This is a genomic window from Bradyrhizobium sp., from assembly GCF_035652035.1.
Lineage (GTDB): Bacteria > Pseudomonadota > Alphaproteobacteria > Rhizobiales > Xanthobacteraceae > Bradyrhizobium.
In genome coordinates, this window is the sequence record NZ_DASREO010000015.1 from 129,238 (window position 1) to 145,834 (window position 16,597).

The 16,597-nt window shown below is 64.7% G+C and carries 20 protein-coding genes; 10 read left to right on the forward strand and 10 right to left on the reverse strand.

Translation table 11 applies throughout. The features are described 5' to 3' along the window. Positions 1-3 precede the first annotated feature (3 nt). The 3 genes from VFB05_RS05515 (at position 4) to VFB05_RS05525 (ending at position 2,405) form a co-directional block, all read left to right on the forward strand. Positions 4-1,011 carry a hypothetical protein gene (locus tag VFB05_RS05515; protein ID WP_325009661.1) on the forward strand — a complete coding sequence of 336 codons (1,008 nt, stop codon included), beginning with the start codon at positions 4-6 and terminating at the stop codon, positions 1,009-1,011. Positions 1,012-1,025: 14 nt separating this feature from the next. Continuing rightward, entirely contained in the window at positions 1,026-2,135 is a 1,110-nt protein-coding gene (locus tag VFB05_RS05520) for a hypothetical protein (protein ID WP_325009663.1), read from the forward strand. Between the two features lie 81 nt (positions 2,136-2,216). Continuing rightward, positions 2,217-2,405: a hypothetical protein gene (locus VFB05_RS05525; RefSeq protein ID WP_325009665.1), complete on the forward strand. Its 189-nt coding sequence runs from the start codon at positions 2,217-2,219 to the stop codon at positions 2,403-2,405. Positions 2,406-2,610: 205 nt separating this feature from the next. Here VFB05_RS05525 and VFB05_RS05530 read toward each other — a convergent pair whose 3' ends face one another. Further along, a complete protein-coding gene (locus tag VFB05_RS05530; protein ID WP_325009667.1) occupies positions 2,611-2,862 on the reverse strand; it encodes a hypothetical protein in 252 nt (83 codons plus the stop codon). A 158-nt stretch (positions 2,863-3,020) separates the two neighbouring features. Between VFB05_RS05530 and VFB05_RS05535 the strand changes: the two genes are divergently transcribed. The 3 genes from VFB05_RS05535 to VFB05_RS05545 all read left to right on the forward strand — a co-directional run bounded on the left by VFB05_RS05535 (position 3,021) and on the right by VFB05_RS05545 (position 3,861). Next, the gene (locus VFB05_RS05535) at positions 3,021-3,227 is read left to right on the forward strand and encodes a hypothetical protein (protein WP_325009669.1); all 207 of its coding nucleotides are present in this window, start codon (positions 3,021-3,023) and stop codon (positions 3,225-3,227) included. A 77-nt stretch (positions 3,228-3,304) separates the two neighbouring features. Further along, entirely contained in the window at positions 3,305-3,610 is a 306-nt protein-coding gene (locus VFB05_RS05540) for a hypothetical protein (RefSeq protein WP_325009671.1), read from the forward strand. A gap of 32 nt (positions 3,611-3,642) precedes the next feature. Beyond that, entirely contained in the window at positions 3,643-3,861 is a 219-nt protein-coding gene (locus VFB05_RS05545) for a DUF6894 family protein (RefSeq protein WP_325009673.1), read from the forward strand. A gap of 17 nt (positions 3,862-3,878) precedes the next feature. On the opposite strand, the gene VFB05_RS05550 is transcribed toward VFB05_RS05545, so the two are convergent. After that, complete coding sequence (locus VFB05_RS05550) at positions 3,879-4,136, reverse strand: hypothetical protein (RefSeq protein ID WP_325009675.1); 258 nt, start codon at positions 4,134-4,136, stop codon at positions 3,879-3,881. Between the two features lie 148 nt (positions 4,137-4,284). Between VFB05_RS05550 and VFB05_RS05555 the strand changes: the two genes are divergently transcribed. After that, complete coding sequence (locus tag VFB05_RS05555; protein ID WP_325009677.1) at positions 4,285-4,647, forward strand: PRC-barrel domain-containing protein; 363 nt, start codon at positions 4,285-4,287, stop codon at positions 4,645-4,647. Positions 4,648-4,702: 55 nt separating this feature from the next. Here VFB05_RS05555 and VFB05_RS05560 read toward each other — a convergent pair whose 3' ends face one another. Both VFB05_RS05560 and VFB05_RS05565 read right to left on the reverse strand, forming a co-directional pair. Beyond that, positions 4,703-4,954 carry a hypothetical protein gene (locus tag VFB05_RS05560; RefSeq protein WP_325009679.1) on the reverse strand — a complete coding sequence of 84 codons (252 nt, stop codon included), beginning with the start codon at positions 4,952-4,954 and terminating at the stop codon, positions 4,703-4,705. 116 nt (positions 4,955-5,070) lie between these two features. Beyond that, complete coding sequence (locus VFB05_RS05565; protein ID WP_325009681.1) at positions 5,071-5,241, reverse strand: hypothetical protein; 171 nt, start codon at positions 5,239-5,241, stop codon at positions 5,071-5,073. A 246-nt stretch (positions 5,242-5,487) separates the two neighbouring features. Here VFB05_RS05565 and VFB05_RS05570 point away from each other — a divergent pair, with 246 nt between their 5' ends. Then, positions 5,488-5,691, forward strand: coding sequence for a hypothetical protein (locus tag VFB05_RS05570; protein ID WP_325009683.1), 204 nt, complete (start codon positions 5,488-5,490; stop codon positions 5,689-5,691). 12 nt (positions 5,692-5,703) lie between these two features. Here VFB05_RS05570 and VFB05_RS05575 read toward each other — a convergent pair whose 3' ends face one another. The 3 genes from VFB05_RS05575 to VFB05_RS05585 all read right to left on the reverse strand — a co-directional run bounded on the left by VFB05_RS05575 (position 5,704) and on the right by VFB05_RS05585 (position 10,154). Beyond that, positions 5,704-8,016 (reverse strand): molybdopterin-dependent oxidoreductase, encoded by a 2,313-nt coding sequence (locus tag VFB05_RS05575; RefSeq protein ID WP_325009685.1) that lies wholly within the window; start codon positions 8,014-8,016, stop codon positions 5,704-5,706. A 254-nt stretch (positions 8,017-8,270) separates the two neighbouring features. After that, positions 8,271-9,326: an amidohydrolase family protein gene (locus VFB05_RS05580; RefSeq protein ID WP_325009803.1), complete on the reverse strand. Its 1,056-nt coding sequence runs from the start codon at positions 9,324-9,326 to the stop codon at positions 8,271-8,273. Between the two features lie 153 nt (positions 9,327-9,479). Next, entirely contained in the window at positions 9,480-10,154 is a 675-nt protein-coding gene (locus VFB05_RS05585) for an RraA family protein (RefSeq protein ID WP_325009687.1), read from the reverse strand. 229 nt (positions 10,155-10,383) lie between these two features. Between VFB05_RS05585 and VFB05_RS05590 the strand changes: the two genes are divergently transcribed. After that, a complete protein-coding gene (locus VFB05_RS05590) occupies positions 10,384-11,856 on the forward strand; it encodes a GH1 family beta-glucosidase (RefSeq protein ID WP_325009689.1) in 1,473 nt (490 codons plus the stop codon). Between the two features lie 9 nt (positions 11,857-11,865). Here the strand turns inward: VFB05_RS05590 and VFB05_RS05595 are convergent, their stop codons facing one another. Further along, the gene (locus VFB05_RS05595) at positions 11,866-12,717 is read right to left on the reverse strand and encodes a VOC family protein (protein WP_325009691.1); all 852 of its coding nucleotides are present in this window, start codon (positions 12,715-12,717) and stop codon (positions 11,866-11,868) included. A 118-nt stretch (positions 12,718-12,835) separates the two neighbouring features. Between VFB05_RS05595 and VFB05_RS05600 the strand changes: the two genes are divergently transcribed. Beyond that, on the forward strand, positions 12,836-14,140 hold the full coding sequence (locus VFB05_RS05600) for an FAD-dependent oxidoreductase (RefSeq protein WP_325009693.1): 1,305 nt from the start codon (positions 12,836-12,838) through the stop codon (positions 14,138-14,140). On the opposite strand, the gene VFB05_RS05605 is transcribed toward VFB05_RS05600, so the two are convergent. Both VFB05_RS05605 and VFB05_RS05610 read right to left on the reverse strand, forming a co-directional pair. Next, positions 14,137-15,768, reverse strand: a complete 1,632-nt coding sequence (locus tag VFB05_RS05605; protein WP_325009696.1) for an ABC transporter ATP-binding protein — start codon at positions 15,766-15,768, stop codon at positions 14,137-14,139. The two genes, VFB05_RS05600 and VFB05_RS05605, sit on opposite strands and share 4 nt — an antisense overlap. After that, entirely contained in the window at positions 15,765-16,595 is an 831-nt protein-coding gene (locus VFB05_RS05610) for an ABC transporter permease (RefSeq protein ID WP_325009698.1), read from the reverse strand. The genes VFB05_RS05605 and VFB05_RS05610 overlap by 4 nt, the downstream gene beginning before the upstream one ends. Positions 16,596-16,597 lie beyond the last annotated feature (2 nt).

A 16,597-nucleotide genomic window follows, 5' to 3' on the forward strand; every position in this document is an offset into this window, starting at 1 on the left:
AGCGTGGCAGCCTATGACGAGACACCGAGCCTGCCGCCCGGCCTGTTGAACGGGCTGCTGTTCTTCGCCGTCGTGGTGTTCGGCAGCGGCTACATCATCTTTTCCAAGCTGCACGATTTCGGCGCCTTTGCCGTCACCGCCGTTCCGGTCCTGATCATGATCGGCTACGCGGTGCTGCTCGGCGCCCGCCTGTTCCGGCTGCGCGACGACCAGGCCGGCGACAATCTCTATTACATGGGCTTCCTGTTCACGCTGACGAGCCTTGCGGTCTCGTTGTATCAGTTTTCGTCCGCAGGCTCGGCCGAGCAGATCGTGCAGAATTTCGGCATCGCCATTGCCTCGACCATATCGGGCATCGCGCTTCGCATCCTGTTCAACCAGATGCGGCGCGATCCGGTCGAGGTCGAGGCGACCGCGCGGCTGGAGTTGGCCGAGGCCTCGCGGCGGGTAAAGCGGGAGCTCGAAAGCGCGATCCTGGAATTCGGCTATTTCCGCCGCACCACCCAGCAGTCGATGGGCGATGCGCTGGACGAGGTGCGCGAAACCATGGACAAGGTGCGCGGGCTGTTTGCCGGCGAGGTCGAGCGGCTTGCGGCAGCGGCAGGCCAGCCGCTCGAGGCGACCAGCAAGGCATCGGCCGATACGCTCGATCATCTCAACGAGCGCACGGTGCTGATTCTCGACGTCTCCAAGCAATTGGTGCAGGAGGGCGAGCAGCTTGCGCGCAGCACGACCAATGTGGTCAAGGCGATCGACTTCATGCTGGCAAAGCTATCGGCGCTGCAAATGCCCGATCGCGTTGCCGAAAGCAAGCTCGCGCCGATGATCCAAAGCCTGACGCAGGCGGTGAACTCGCTTGGCGAGAGCACCGAGACGCAGGCCAAGAACATCGAGAGCAACCTCAAGCACACCCAGAACGCCGTCGTCGCCATTGCCCAGGTGCTGCAGGAAATGCGCGCCGCGGAGACGGCGATGTCTGCGCCGCGAGCGCGGGGGGCTGAACGATCATGAAGCGGAGCTGAGCCATGGACGGTCAGATCGTACAGCAGCGCTCGTCTTACCGGCAGGGCCTGGTTCTCGGCCTGACCATGGCCGAGATCATGATCCTCCTGGTGTTCTGCCTCTTGATCGCGATGGCGACGTTCCTCAAGCGCGAGGAGAGCCGGCGTGTCGTCGCCGAGCAGGAGCTGCGCGAGCAGCGACAGCTGAACGCGCAGGAGCGCAGCGTGCTCGCCGAGCTCAAGCCGACTGCCGCGCTCGGCGAGAAGCTGCAGAACTGGTCCGGCTTGAGCGATCCGCAGGCGATCGACCAGTATTGGCGGGAGCTGGTGGATGCCCACACTGTGGTCGCCGAGATCGAGAAGAGCGGCATCCCGCTCAAGGAATTCCGCGAAACGCTGGCCAATGTCGCGGTACTCCACGCCAACGGGATTGATCTCGACAAGGCGATCCGCGACGCCCAGATCGTCGACGCCATCAACCGCGCGATGGCAAAACCGGGGCAACCTCAGGTCTCGACGCAGGCGATTCTCGATGCCGTTGACCGCGGCACGAATGCGTCGGGCCCCGGGGGCCATCAATGGCCGCCGATCATTCGGATGAGCGAGGCCGACGGCTATTATTTCAAGACCAGAAGCGCGGAATTGTCTCCGGCGTTCCGCGACACGCTGCTCAACGTGACGCCGCGCGAAATCCTCGACTACATCAGGAAATACGACGTCGATGTCATCGAGGTGGTCGGCCACACCGACGAGCGCCCGCTTCAGGGCCGGCAATTCTCCAATCTCGACCACGATCTCACCGCGGTGCTCAACAACACCGAAGGCGTGGCCAGCCTCAGTCCCGCCGACAATGCCGGGCTCGGCCTTGCGCGCGCTGTCTCCGTCGTGAGCGTGCTCAGGCAAAGCCCGCTCCTGACCAACTACAAGATCATACCGCTGTCGGGCGCGCAGCTCGTCAACAACGATGAGACGCTTGCGCTCGGCGGATCATCGGAGGACATCCAGCAGCGCCGCCGCATCGAAATCCGCCTGCGCAAATCCGTGCCTCACGAGGTGGCGATGCCGCGCGATCCGGCGGTGGATGCCTTCCCGCACTCGATCATGACCCGCGAGCCGGCGGATATCGCGAGGTAAGGGCCCGCGGGGCCGTATTTCTACGGAGCAACCAATCGGCGTGCAGACGGTTGATCGCTGCGAACAGAGACCGCCGGTCAGATGACGTTTGACAGCAACTACCGGGCAGAGGCTGCCATGGCCATGGAATTGGCCGCGAAGGCGACCAGCGAACCCGAACGATTGAAGTGGTTGCGCATTGCGGTGGCTTGGCACGAACTCGTCCGGCTGCCACGCGTGGATAATCTGAGCCAACCGTTATCGCAGGATCCGCCGCGATCTTCGCGCTGAATGCAATCGAGGCCCGGCGTGCAGCTACGGACTCCGGGCCTCGCGATCGGGGCAACCCGGTTGCGGCCCCAGGCTGCCCGATAAAATAATGATACAAGAGCTTCGCCCGAACGCCATTGATGTGGCTCAACCGGTCGCGCCCAACATGCGCGAAGCACTTTCGCGCCGACGCCATCAACAAGCGGCAGGCGGAGTTGAGGTACCGCTATGCGGACCGCCGCCCGGTCCTTGGGTTGTACGGTCCTTTCGGCTGCCGCCTCAGTCCGTCCGGCAGCACGTCTTCTTCACTCGGCATCGGCTCGGGGCGCACGTCTGCGCCCTGCTGCGCCGCCTCGTGCGGGGTTGTCGCCTCGCGCACCTGATCCGGCATCCGGCGGCCGGCGTCGTTGACGGCGTCATAGGCGCCGGATCGCGTGTCGCGAAAATCAGTGCCGGCAAAATGGCGTTTTCTGCTCATCAGAACAAGTCCTTCATGCTCTCCTGAGCTAAGCCGACGAGACGCTTTTGTTTCCGGGAACGCCGGGTCTTGCCGCGCCATTTTCGCGGAACCCTCCATCGCTGCTCACGTTGATTCCAGCGAGAAGCGGCAAGCGAGAAGAAGAGAGGCGTTGCAACATGGGCCTTGCGCAATATGCGGTCGTAGCCATGGGCAAGCACTGGACCGTGCTTCACGATGGCGAGGCGAGGAGCGAATACGAGACCAAGGAAGCGGCCTTCGAATCCGCAGCGGCTGCGGCTTCGCTTGCCATCCGCGAGGGCCATGAGGTGCATCTCAGCGTGCCTGGTAACAGCAAGACAGGCTCGAGTGAGCTGCCAAAGTGAGTTCGCCGATCACACCGCGAGCAACTCGACCGCATGCCCGCTGCTGCAATGCGCGGAGCCGCGAGAAGGGAGTCTCCATGAAAACGACAGCCATGATGATAGCCGCCGCGTTGGTTCTTGCCGGCGGTCTTGTGCATGCGCAGTCACAGATCCCGAGTGGACGCGGCTCGACCACCGGAGACCCGGCCGCGAGCTCGGCAAATCCCTCGGCATCGCCGACCACAACAGGCAGCGACATGAAGCCTAGTCGCAGCGGCAGCGGTACGTCGACCTCGGGCGGTAGCGACGCCAACGGCGATCAGGGCCGGGATACCATGCCCGAGACCGCCAACCGTCCGACCATCCCGCTCGACAAACAAAACAAGCCCGCCGTGGGGCGCTGATCGTCCGGCGCATTGCAAAGTGGAGGACGGTGATGCCATTCTATCGTTTTGAGCTGGTGAATACCAAGAGCATCGAGGACGAAGGTGGCACCGACCTGGATGACGATATCGAGGCGATGGATTCGGCCGACATGCTTGCGCGGCGAATCCTGGAGGAGCGGCCTGACCTGAAAAACCGACACTACTACATTCTCGTCACCAACGAGGACGGCGAGGAGATCGTTCGATTGCCGCTCGAGGTCATTCACTGAGAGCGCGCGAGCGCGTGTCAACCGGCGCGGTCGAACACGACCGCATGCGCGTTCGCGCGCGCCTTCCGGTCGCGCTGGTATGCGGCGATTGCCCGATTGGCGAGTGCGACCCGGTTGCGCTGGCCCTGGCGCATCATGAGGAAGATCCTGTCGGCGAGAAATCCGGCAGTTTCCATCGGGTCCTCCACCTCGCCCGAGCGCGACAGAAAATTGAAGGCGATCTGCACCGCCTCTTCCAGCAGTAAGGCCGGATCGTCTCTGAACCAGGCTGACATGCGTCGATCTTTCCGGATTAGCGTCTCTCTCTCAGCGCGAACGCCAGACGGGGAGGGTGGTTCCAAACTTCTTCAGCCCATGCTGGACGCGGAACTGGCCCTGCGCCGATGCGGTTGCTTGGCAGGAGCCGTCACGAGGGAGAATGCAATGGCGACCGACGTGAGAGAGACCGGAAACCTGATTGGAAGCGACAAAGTCGAGGGCACCGCCGTTTACGGCGCCGACGCGACCAGGATCGGATGGATCGAACGGGTGATGATCGACAAGATCAGCGGCAAGGTGTCCTATGCCGTGCTCGGCTTCGGGGGCTTCCTGGGGCTCGGCAACGACCTTTATCCCTTGCCCTGGCAGTCGCTCAAATACGATACGCGCCTTGGCGGCTATGTCACGGGGATTACCGAGCAGCAACTGCGCGGCGCGCCGAAATTTGGCGCGGGCAGTGAATGGAACTGGGCCGACGTGGCGGGCAATCGTGCGGTGGACGACTATTACGGCGTTCCCGTCGTATGAGGCGAAACGAAAGAGGCCACCCCGGAGGGTGGCCTCTTAACGGCTCGAGCCGAGCTTACCAGGTTTCCCAGCGGTCGCCGCGCCAGTAGCCGCGACCCTCATGCTCGCGGAACGTAAAGTGCGGACCGGCTCTCCAATCATCGTGATGGATGATCACCCTTGATTCCGGCGGATAGTGGTACACCTCCTGGGTGTGCCAGCAGACATCGCCGCTACAGGCGATAGCCGCGGACGCGCCCACGCTGGTGACCGCCAGCAGGCCCGCACCGAGTGCAGCGCTTGCAAGGGTCTTGGTCAATAATTTCATGCTGTCCTCCATCTCCAATTCATTGCCCGTCTGCCAACAGCGCAGCCAGTGGATCGTTCCCGCGGAACCGACGGCACAATGAGCGAGGGAACGGCGGACAAAACCGATGTCGCGGATCAGGCGGTGTGACCGGGGTCGACGTTTTTCGGCGTCTTCTTCTCGCGCTGCGGCGTCATCTTCGCAGGATCCGGCGCACCGGGAACGCCGCGTGGCCCGAACTGCTCGCGCTGGATGTCGTCTTCAGAGAAGGGAGGCTCGACGCCGTTCGGCTCGCGATATCTGGCCATCAGAATCTCCATTCGCTTGCGCAGCCCCGGTAGCTAATGTCTCGGTGCACGAGGCGTTCCAGAGCGTGCGGCAGCGTCGCGATTGCGCCGGCGGCAGAGCTCCGCGATCGCCGTCGTCAGATTAAGATCTTGTGAGAATGAGACGAACGTCCTTGAAACTGCGCGCGTGCACATCATTTTTTTAGCAAGGTCCCGACGTTTCGCCGCGCAGGTGGCGTGACTCGTCCGGGCTATCAGACACTCACGATGAGCACCTCGATCAAACGTCACGGTCGGTTCTGGACCGAAGAGGACGACAATCTTTTGCGCGCCATGGCCGCCGCCGGCAAGAGCCTCACGCTGATGACCGTGAAGCTCCGCCGCCCGATGCGGACCATCAAGGCCCGCGCCCAGGACCTGCACATCCCTTTGCCCGGCGAGGACAAGACTACCAAGCGCTGGATGGGATGAGGCTGTGGCCGCCTACCCGTGAATCCTCCGTGACATCGCCTCCAGCGCCGCGGCCTCCGTGGCGGGCAACTTCTCGAGCCGAACCGCGACATGCTTGTGATAGGGCGTGCCGGCGATCGGATCGCGGTTGTCGCTGTCGGTCAGCACATTCACGCGCGGGCCGTTGTTCAAGCGTTCGCCATCCCTGGTCGGATAGGACTGCCCGTAGCCGTGAGGCAGCGCCAGCTGGCCCTCGCGCATGCTGTCGTCGGCCTTGGCACGCGCGACAATGTGGCCGGCTGCCGACTTCACCACGATCCATTCGCCATCGGTCGCGCCGAGTGAGGCCAGATCCTTGGTGTTGACGAGCAGCGCCCCGTCGGGATCGTCGCGCCGCCAGGCTGGATCGCGGAAGATCTGATTGGCGTTGAACATCCGCCGCTGGCCGGCGGCGAGGATAAAGGGGTAGTCCTTGGCGGGGCCGGCGGTTGCGGGATCGAGCTTGCCCAGCCACTCCAGCAGTGCGGGGATCGCGAGATGCACCTTGCGGTCGGGATGGCTGATCAAGGACCAGACCTCCTCGTAAGTATGCGAGGTGATCGCCGTGCCGCTGCGCGCCGTGACCATCGCGTCGAATAGCGCATCGCCCAGCTCCTTGTCCGAGACCTCGCTGCCGGCGCCAAGCGCGCGCCGCACGGCTTCAGGGGCGCGCTTGGCGCAGGCGAGCGCCGCGCCCCAAAGCGGCGCCGCCGCAGCTGTGCCCGCGGGAAGGCTTTCGCCCAGGGTGTTGTAGAGCAACAGCGCGCCAAGCGGAGCCGCGGCGGGATTGTCCGCCATGAAGGAGCGGAACGCGGCGGCAAAGGCGGCGCGGGAGCGCAGCGCCGCCTCGCGCAGGGGCGCGAGCACATTGTCGCCCGGCAACAGGCCGAGCGCGCGGGCAAGGCGGGTGTAGATCTCAGGCTCCGGCAGGGTGCCTTGCAGCGGCGGCACCACCCCAGGCCGGACATGGAAATAGTTGGTGGGGAATTCGAAATTGAACAACGTGAATTCGCATTTCTCATACTGCGAGGAGGCCGGCAGCACATAATGGGCAAAGCGCGCGGTCTCGGTCATGGCGACGTCAACGACGACGCAGAGTTCCAGCGCCTGCAGCGCCTTTTCCACCTCGGCGGTATTCGCCGCCGTGTTTGCGGGATTGGAGCTGTCGACCCAGACGCAGCGCAGGCGGTCGGGGTGGTCGCCGAGCACGGCCTGCGCAAACAGATTCGGCGGCAGCAGCCCCGCGATCACTTCGGTGTCGGTGGGAGCGAAAGTCTGGTTGGGCGAGTTGCCCCACAATGGCTGCAGCCAGCTGTGCAGCTGGTTGGTGCCTTTGCGGCCGAAACTGCCGGTCAGCATGATCAGCAGCTTTTCCAGATAGGAGTTGAGCGTCGAATTGACCCCCTGCTGGATGCCGAGCTCGACCCGGACCGTCATCGCCTTAGCGGCGATGATCATGTCGGCGCAGCGGTCGATCTCGGGAAGCGGAATGTCCGCGGCCTTCGCCCATTCTTCAATCGGGATCCGGCGCAAAGCCGCCTCGACCTCGGGAAAACCTTCGGTGTGCAGCGCGAGGAAATCGTGGTCGAGTGCGTCGCGCTCGATGAGCGTTGCGAGAATGGCGCCGAGCAGGAAGGCGTCCGCGCCGGGGCGCACGGCAAGATGCAGATCGGCCATCTCGGCAGTCTCGGTGCGGCGCGGGTCGATCACGATCAGCTTGCGGTCGGGATCCTTTCTGATCTGGTTGAGCTGGTCGCGCGCATTGGGAAAGCCATGCGCGATCCAGGGATTGGCGCCGATCACAAACAGCAGGTCGCAATGATGGACGTCCTCGGCGGTGTGGCAGGTCTGGCTGCCGAACAGATGGCCGTTGACCCAGAAATCGCCGGTCTTCTCCTGCGACAATGCATTGAAGACGTGGCGCGAGCCGAGCGCGCGCAGCACCGCGTTGACATAGGCGCCCCCGGCATGGTTGCCCTGGCCGCCGCCGCCATAGAGCGCGATGCTCTTGCCGCCATGACGCTCGACCACGGCGCGCAGCTTGGCGGCGATCTCGGCAATCGCAACATCCCAGTCGATCGCCTCGAACGTGCCGTCGCTCCGCCGGCGCAGTGGCGTCGTCAGCCGGTCGCGATGATGGGCATAGAAGGGGATGCGCGCGGCCTTGTTGCAGAGATAGCCTTGCGACTTCGGATTGTCGCGATCGCCGCGCACCTTGGCGATGCGGCCGTCGTCGACCATGACCTCGATGCCGCAATTGATGTAGCAGAGATTGCAGGCCGTCTTGTGCCAAGCCTGTGCCGACATCGCCGAGCCTCCCGCGGTTCCAACCTTATGGCTCAATTTACAGGATGACCGTCATATAAACAATGGAAAAAGACGAACGGGGGTTCCGCGCATAATGCAGGCGAAAATGTCGACCCGTCATCCTGAGGCGCTCGCGAAAGCGAGCCTCGAAGGACGAACGGCCCCCGCTGCTGGCAGAGGGGGTCGTCGCCCTTCGAGGCCGCCGCTGCGCGACGGCACCTCAGGGTGACGGTCAGAGCTGGGTGGTCGCGGGTCTAATTGAACAGGTCGGCGCTCAGCCGCTTGTAGACCCGCCTCGCATTGCCGGCAAAAATCGCGCGCTTCTGGTCCGCGTTCAGCGATATCGAGCCATCGATGTACCGCCTCGTATCGTCATAGTTGAAGCCGGTCTCGGGGTCGACACCCCTTACGGCTCCGACCATTTCGGAGGCGAACAGGATGTTCTCGGCAGGAATGACGCGGGTCAACAGGTCGATGCCGGCCTGATGATAGACGCAGGTGTCGAAGAACACGTTCTTGAGCATGCCCTCGGCCAGCGGCGGCCGCTTCTGGTCCTGGGCAATCCCGCGATAGCGGCCCCAATGATAGGGAATGGCGCCCCCGCCATGCGGGATGATGAATTTCAATGTCGGAAAATCCTTGAACAGATCCGACATCAGGAACTGCACGAAGGCGGTGGTGTCGCCATTGATGTAATGGCTCGCCGTGGTGTGGAAGGCCGGGTTGGCGGCGAGGCTCACATGGATCATGGCGGGCACATCGAGCTCGACCATGGCCTCATAGAGCGGATACCACCAGCGGTCGCTGAGCGGAGGATCGGTCCAATAGCCGCCACTTGGATCGGGGTTGAGATTGCAGCCGACAAAACCGAGCTCCTCGACGCAGCGCTTCAATTCCGCAATGCAGTTCTTCGGCTCGACGCCGGGCGATTGCGGCAGCTGGCAGACGCCGGCGAAATTGTCAGGATAAAGCTTTGTCAAGCGATAGATGACAGTATTGGACAGCCGCGACCAGGCCTCGCTCACCGAGGCGTCGCCGATGTGGTGGCTCATGCCGGAGGCGCGGGGCGAGAACAGCGTGAGCGATGTGCCGCGCTCGCGCTGCAGCTTGAGCTGGGCGCCCTCGACCGAGGCGCGCAGCTGGTCGTCGCTCAGCTCAAGCGAATCCACGCTCGGCCGTTGCGCGGGATCGTTGATCGCGGCGACCTGGCGCTTGCGCCAGTCCAGCATCTCCTGCGGCTCGGTGGTGTAATGGCCGTGGCAGTCGATGATGCGACCGCCGGCAGCAGCGGCGCGCGACTTTCCTTCCATTGCCTCGATGTTGGTCGGCGGTGGGATGGACGCACCGGCCGCTGCCGCCTGCCAAACAGGGGTGCGCGGGCCGCAGCAGGTGCAGGCAGCGGGACGTGCCATTCCGGCATAGTTGAGCATGATGAACCTCCCTGCAGTGCTACGCGCGACCTGTCAGCTCTCGATGGTGCAGCCGAGCTTTGTCAGCGTGGCATCAACCCAGGCGCGGTCGCTCTTGCCGGCCTTGATCGCGGCCAGCTGCTTGACCTCGGCCTGGTGCTTGGCCTCCGCGGCCTTGAGCACCTCGGCGGTGACCTCGTAGGGAACGCAAACGACACCGTCGCTATCGCCGACGATGAGGTCGCCCGGCGCGATCACCATGCCTTCGATCGCGATCGGCACGTTGATCTCGCCGGGGCCGTCCTTGTAGGGCCCGCGATGGGTCACGCCGGCGGCGAACACCGGGAAGTCGGCGGCGTGCAACGTGTCGTAGTCGCGGATCGCGCCGTAGATCACGATACCTCCGATCCCGCGGGTTTCGGCATGTGCGGCCATCATCTCGCCGATCAGGGAGTTGGTGAGATCGCCGCCGCCGTCCACCACAATGATGTCGCCGGGCTCGGCGATGTCGAGCGCCTTGTGCACCATCAGATTGTCGCCGGGGCGGGTCTTGACGGTGAAGGCCGGACCGGCCATGACGCCGCCGCGGTGGATCGGCCGCAGTCGCGGGCCGGCTGCCGTCATCCGCGACATGGAATCGCTGATATTGGCGACTGGCAGCTCGCGGAAGCGGGCAACAAGTGCCGCATCCACCTTGCGCTCGCGTTTGCGGATCGAAAATCCAATCACGGCCTGCTCCTTAGCTCTCTTCTTTGCTTGTCGTTTTCGCTTCCCGGCCCCGTGCGAGAGCGGTCAAATGCGCGAGCCGCAGTGAACCCCAGCTCGGCATGGAGATCAAGGCGAGGCCTGGGCCTGGCGCGCGAGGGGCGGGGCCATCAATTCCCCGCGTTCGGGTTGTCCGGCCGGTCTTTTTCGAGCAGATTGCATCGGTAACACGATCATCCGAGGGCCTCTAGAGGTGCTGGAGAAATTCTCGCGCCGGACGTTTGCGAAGCTGGCAGGCCTGGCCTCGTTTGGGATCGGGTCGTCGGCTGCGGCGGCGCAGCCAGCCCGCGCCGAAGCCCCGGGCCCCAAGCTCGCGCCCGGCGGTTTCCCGAACGGCTTCGTCTGGGGCACGGCGACCTCGGCCTACCAGGTCGAAGGTGCTGTCAATGAAGATGGTCGCGGACCGTCGATCTGGGACACGTTCTCGCATCAGCCCGGGCACATCGCCGACGGCACCAGCGCCGATCGCGCCAACGATCACTATCATCGCTACAAGGAAGATGTCGGCCTGATCAGGGAGCTCGGTGTCAAGCATTATCGCTTCTCGATCGCCTGGCCGCGGGTGTTTCCGGATGGGACCGGCACCCCCAATCCGAAGGGCCTCGACTTCTACGATCGCCTGCTGGACGAATTGCTGGCCAATGGCATCGAGCCGTACGCCACCCTCTATCACTGGGACCTGCCGCAGGCGCTGCAGGACCGCTTCGGCGGCTGGCAATCCAGCGAGACGTCGAAAGCCTTCGCCGATTATTGCGGCTATGTCGCACAGCGCATCACCGACCGGGTGAAGTTTCTGTTCACGCTCAACGAAGTCGGGCGCTTCCTCAATTTCGGCTATGGCTGGGGCATCGACGCGCCGGGGCTCAAGCTTCCGCCGAAGGAGCTCAACCAGGCGCGCCACCACGTGGCGCTGGCGCATGGGCTTGCGGTGCAGGCGATCCGCGCGCAGGGGCGCGCGGGAACGAAGGTCGGCCCTGCCGAGAACATCGCGGCGTGCCTGCCGGCGATCGACACCCCCGAGAATGTGCGCGCCGCCGAGATCGCGACGCGCGAGCTGAATGCCGGATTTCTCAATGTCATCATCGAGGGCAAATACACCGATCATTTCCTCGACTATGCCGGCGCGAACGCGCCGACCTTCACTGCGGACGAATTGAAGATCATCGGCGCACGCAACGATTTCATCGGCCTCAACATCTACGCGCCGCAATTCTATGTGGTGGCGAGCGACAAGGTGCCCGGGTTTTCCGTGCTGCCGTTCCCGAGCTCCTTCCCGCACATGAAGTCCGATTGGCTCAGGATCGGGCCGGAGACGGCCTATTGGGTGCCGCGGCTTGCCGCCAAGGTCTGGAAGCTCGACACCATCTACATCACCGAAAACGGCACATCCAGCACCGACCAGGTCATGCCCGACGGCAAGATCTACGATCTCGATCGGATCATGTTCCTGCGCAATTACCTGACCCAGCTGCAGCGCAGCATTGCCGACGGCGCGCCGGTGCGCGGCTATTTTCTCTGGAGCCTGATGGACAATTTTGAGTGGATCTTCGGCTTCGAGCAGCGCTTCGGCCTCTATCACGTCGATTTCGATACGCTCGCGCGCAAGCCCAAGCTCAGCGTCGAGTTCTACCGCAACGTGATCGCACGCAATTCGGTCGATGCTTGAGCTCGTCTGCTAACCGCCGACGAAGGCGAGGAGTGTGCCGTTGGCCAGCGCAGGCGGAACGCAAATTGAGCCTCCGCTCCGAACAGCTGTTGCGCCGAGTGCCTGCTCCGCTGCAGCGAGATCGGCGGCAATGACCAGGCCCGCGGCGCCGCGCTCGGGAAGAATGGCGAGCGGGACCTCGGGATAGCGGCGGCCCAATTGCGCCTTGGTCAGAAAAACGAAGTCGGCGCGATTCCCCCCGGACGGAACGACCACGCTGCCATCGGCGCCCTCGCGCGCATCGCGATCGATCATGCGCGACAGATGCGCGGCTTCCTTGGCAGGCTCTTCCGCCACAAGCAGTACCTCGCGCAGGCGCTTGGCGCCATTGGCATGCGTCATCAGCTCGGGAATCCACACGGTCTCGCGGGTCTTGTGCTGGCAGGCAAAGATTCGCACCCCGCCAGGCGCTTCCGCGACCGGCCACTGGAAGGTGCGGAATTTCGCCGCCGCCAGCTTTCCGTCAGGCATGGTCACGGGACGCTCGAAGTCGGTCGGCCCGATCGGCGGATAACCGCGGGCGCGGATTTCTTCGGCGCCATCAGCCGAATCCACCGCGGTGAAGGCGATCCGCTCGATGCCCTCGCGTTTGTCGAGAAAGGCGCGGGCCGGCGCGTTATGTTCGGTCGGCGCGAGCACACCGAGCAGCTCGATGTAATCGGGGTCGAGCATAATGGTGTAGTTGCCTGAACCCATATGCGCGCTGTGCGTGCCGCGGGGCGATATGGTGAAGCCGAGCTTCTTCCAGGTCGCCGCGGCCTGGTCGAGATCCCGGACCATGACGACCGCATGGTCGATGCCGATGACGTTCTGGAGTGCCACGCGTTACGTCCCTTCAAGCGAAAACTTGCTGCCTCAGCTAATCAGATCGGGCATGGTGCCGCAAGCAAGCGGCGCTCACATGTGCGATGCATTTGCAAATGGCTTGAAGAGGATCCCGATGACCGCTCCCGAAGTCCGCTGGCCCGATTCGCTGTGGGCCGCCGTGACGCCACCCGGCCCCGAGCTGCCCGAGCTTGCGGGTGCCGACACAGCCGATGTCATTGTGATCGGCGGCGGCTTCACCGGGCTCTCCACGGCGCTGCATCTGCGCGAGGCGGGCGTTGATGTCGCCGTCGTCGAGGCGATGGAGCCGGGCTGGGGCGCCTCGGGACGCAACAACGGACAGGTGATCCCGACTTTGTCGCGCGTCGATCCCGAGGAGATCGTTGCCCGGCATGGCGCTTCCGGAGAACGCTTTGCCGCCATGCTGCGCGACAGCGCCTCCGCGCTGTTTGATGTTGTCAAGCGCTACCAGCTCAATGCCGAGCAGGAGCAGGCCGGCTGGGTGCAGCCGGTGCATTCGCCCGGCCGGATCAGGATCGCGGAGCGGCGGGTGCGGCAATGGGGCAAGCTCGGCGCGCCCGTCGAGTTGTTGTCGCGCGAGCAGGCGCGCGACATGCTGGGCTCGGAGGCCTGGTATGGCGGCTTTTGGAACAGAAGCGGCGGCCATATCAATCCGCTCGCGCTGGCGCGCGAGCTTACGCGCGTGGTGGTGGCGCAGGGTGGGCGGATCTATGCGCGTTCCCCGGTCCAACGCTTCGAGCGCCGCGGCGATCGCTGGGTCGTGAAGACGGTTCGCGGCGAGATCAGCGGCCGCGCGCTGGTGGTTGCGAGCAACGCCTATAGCGGCGAGTTCTCGGCGTCGCTCGTGCCCGACATCGCGCGCGAGGTGGTGCCGATCCTGTCCTGGCAGATGTCGACGCAGCCCTTGTCCGACAATGTTCGCAAGACCATCATTCCCGCGCGACAGGCGATGTCGGACACCCATGGCGAGCTCTATTTCGCACGCTACGATGCACGCGATCGGCTGATCACCGGCGGCGCCGTGATCGGACCGGGCGACAAGCCAGCGCGGTTGAAAGCACGGGTGAGCGAGCGTTTGCAGCGTCTATGGCCGCAGATTGGCGAAGTGAAATTCGACCATGTCTGGAACGGCTATGTCGGGATGACCACCGACTTCCTGCCACGCATCCATCGCCTCGGCCCGGATGCCTATGGCTGGACCGGCTGCAACGGCCGCGCGGTGGCGCTGACGATTCCGCTTGGCAACGAGCTCGCCAAGGCGGTGCGCGGCATCCCCGCAAGCGAGCTCGCGCTACCCTTTACGGCGCCCACGCCGCTGCCGCTCCATGGCATCCTGCGCAAGCTCGCGCCGCTGATGCTCCTGGTCTATCGCCGCCGTGACGCACGGGAGATCGCTTAGGCAGGCTCGGTCGCATGCTGCCGGGCGAACGCGCCACCGGGCACGGAGGCGAGCAGCGCCTGGGTGTAGGCGTGCTGCGGATTGGCGAAGACCTCGCCGGCAAGCCCATGCTCGACGATTGCGCCGTCCTTCATGACCGCGACGAGATCGCAGATTTGCGCCGCGACGCGCAGATCATGGGTGATGAACACGATGGAGAGCCCAAGCCGCGTCCGCAGGTCGGCAAGCAGCTTCAACACCTGTGCCTGCACCGAGACGTCGAGCGCCGACACCGGCTCATCCGCAACCAATACGGCGGGCTTAAGCGCCAGGGCGCGTGCGAGCCCGATGCGCTGGCGCTGCCCGCCGGAGAATTCATGCGGAAAGCGGTCGGCGGCGGATGGGTCGAGGCCGACCAGCGCGAACAGCTCCTTGGCTTCGGCCAGGGCGGTCGCGCGCGGCGTGCCGTGGACGATCGGACCCTGCGCGACCAGCTCGGCCGCCTTGTGGCGCGGATTGAGCGAGGCGAACGGGTCCTGGAACACCATCTGGATATGCCGCGTCTCCTCGCGCAATCTGGCGCGCGGCATGGTGACGAAATCCCTGCCGAGCAGCATGATCGATCCCGCGTCGGGATCGATCAGCCGCACCAGGCAGCGCGCCAGCGTCGATTTGCCCGAACCGGATTCGCCGACAATGCCGAGTGTCGCCCCCTTGGGCAGCTTCAGCGAAACGTCCTTCACGGCCCGGGTGATGCGCACGCCACGGCCGAGAAAGCCGCCGCTCCGATAGGTCTTGGAGATGCCGGAGATGGTGAGAATGTCCTCCTGCGAGAGCCTCCGCGGCGCCGGCGCGGTCAGCGGTGGGACCGCCGCGATCAGCTGGCGAGTGTAGGCGTGCTGCGGATTGTCGAGCACCTGCGCGGCGGGCCCCTGCTCGACAATCCTGCCCTGCTGCATCACCACGACACGATCGGCGATCTCCGCGACCACGCCGAAATCATGGGTGATGAACATCACCGCGGCCTTCCGGCGTCCTTGCAACTCGCGGATCAGCTTGAGGATCTGTGCTTGCGTCGTCACATCGAGCGCGGTGGTCGGCTCGTCCGCAATCAGGAGCTTTGGGTCGAGCGCCAGCGCCATCGCGATCATGGCGCGCTGGCGCTGGCCGCCCGAAAGTTCATGCGGATAGGCCTTTGCGGCGCCGTTCGGGTCGGGGATCCGCACGTCGGCCAGGAGCGCCAGCACCCGGCCCGTGATCTCCGCGCGCGAGAGGTCGGTATGGACCGAAAACACTTCTGCGATCTGATCGCCGATTGTGCGCAGCGGATTGAGCGCGGTCATAGGCTCCTGGAAGATCATGGCGATCTCGGCGCCGCGCAGTCTTCGCATCTCGGCCTCTGGAGCTGCGCAGAGATCGCACCCCTCGAACAGCATGCGGCCGCCCTCGATCCTGACCTCGTTGGGCAGGAGGCGCATGACGGCATTGGCCATCATCGATTTGCCGGAGCCGGATTCGCCAACGATGCAGAGGATCTCGTTCGAGGCAACCGACAGCGAGACATCCGTCAGCGCGTACGCGCGGTCGGCGCCCGCGGGCAGCCGTACGCCGAGACCTTCGACCGACAGGATCGCGGCTATCTCGCTCATCGCCGCTTCAGCCTCGGATTGAGCGCGTCGTTGAGGCCCTGGCCGACCAGCGACACCGCGAGCACAGTGACGAGGATGGCGACGCCCGGAATCGCCGAGACGTACCATTGCACGCGCAGCACGTCGCGGCCGAGGCCAATCAGATTGCCCCAGGAGGCGACGTTCGGGTCGGACAGGTGCAGGAACGCCAGCGCGCTCTCCAGGAGGATCGCGACCGCCATCACCACGCTGGCGTAGACGATGACAGGCGGCAGCGCGTTCGGCAGGATTTCGCCGAGGATCAGCTGCAGGTCCTTCATGCCGAGCGTGCGTCCGGCCTGGACGAATTCGCGGTTGCGCAGCGAGAGGAATTCGGCACGCGTCAGGCGCGCGGGCGCCGGCCACGACACCACGCCGACCGCGATCGTGACGGTGGTGAGTGTCGACCCGAACACGGCGACCAGCACCAGCAGCAGCAGGAAATTGGGCAGGGTCTGGAACGCCTCGGTGATCCGCATCAGCACGTTGTCGACCCAGCCGCCATAGAAGCCGGCGAACGCGCCGACGACAATGCCGATCAGGATCGCGATCGCCGTGGCGACGCCGCCGATCAGCAGCGAGATCCGCGCGCCATGGAAGATCTGCGCGGCGATGTCGCGGCCGGAATTGTCGGTGCCGAGCGGGAAGTGCGGATTCGAAAACGGCCAGAGCAGCGGACGGCCGGCAAGCGCCAGCGGATCGCGCGGGTAAAGGAAGCTTGCGCTGATCGCCATCGCGATCACGACCAGCAGCAGGATCAATCCGGCGACCGCGGCGGGACTGCGAAAATAGCGCTTGATCGCGTCCATGC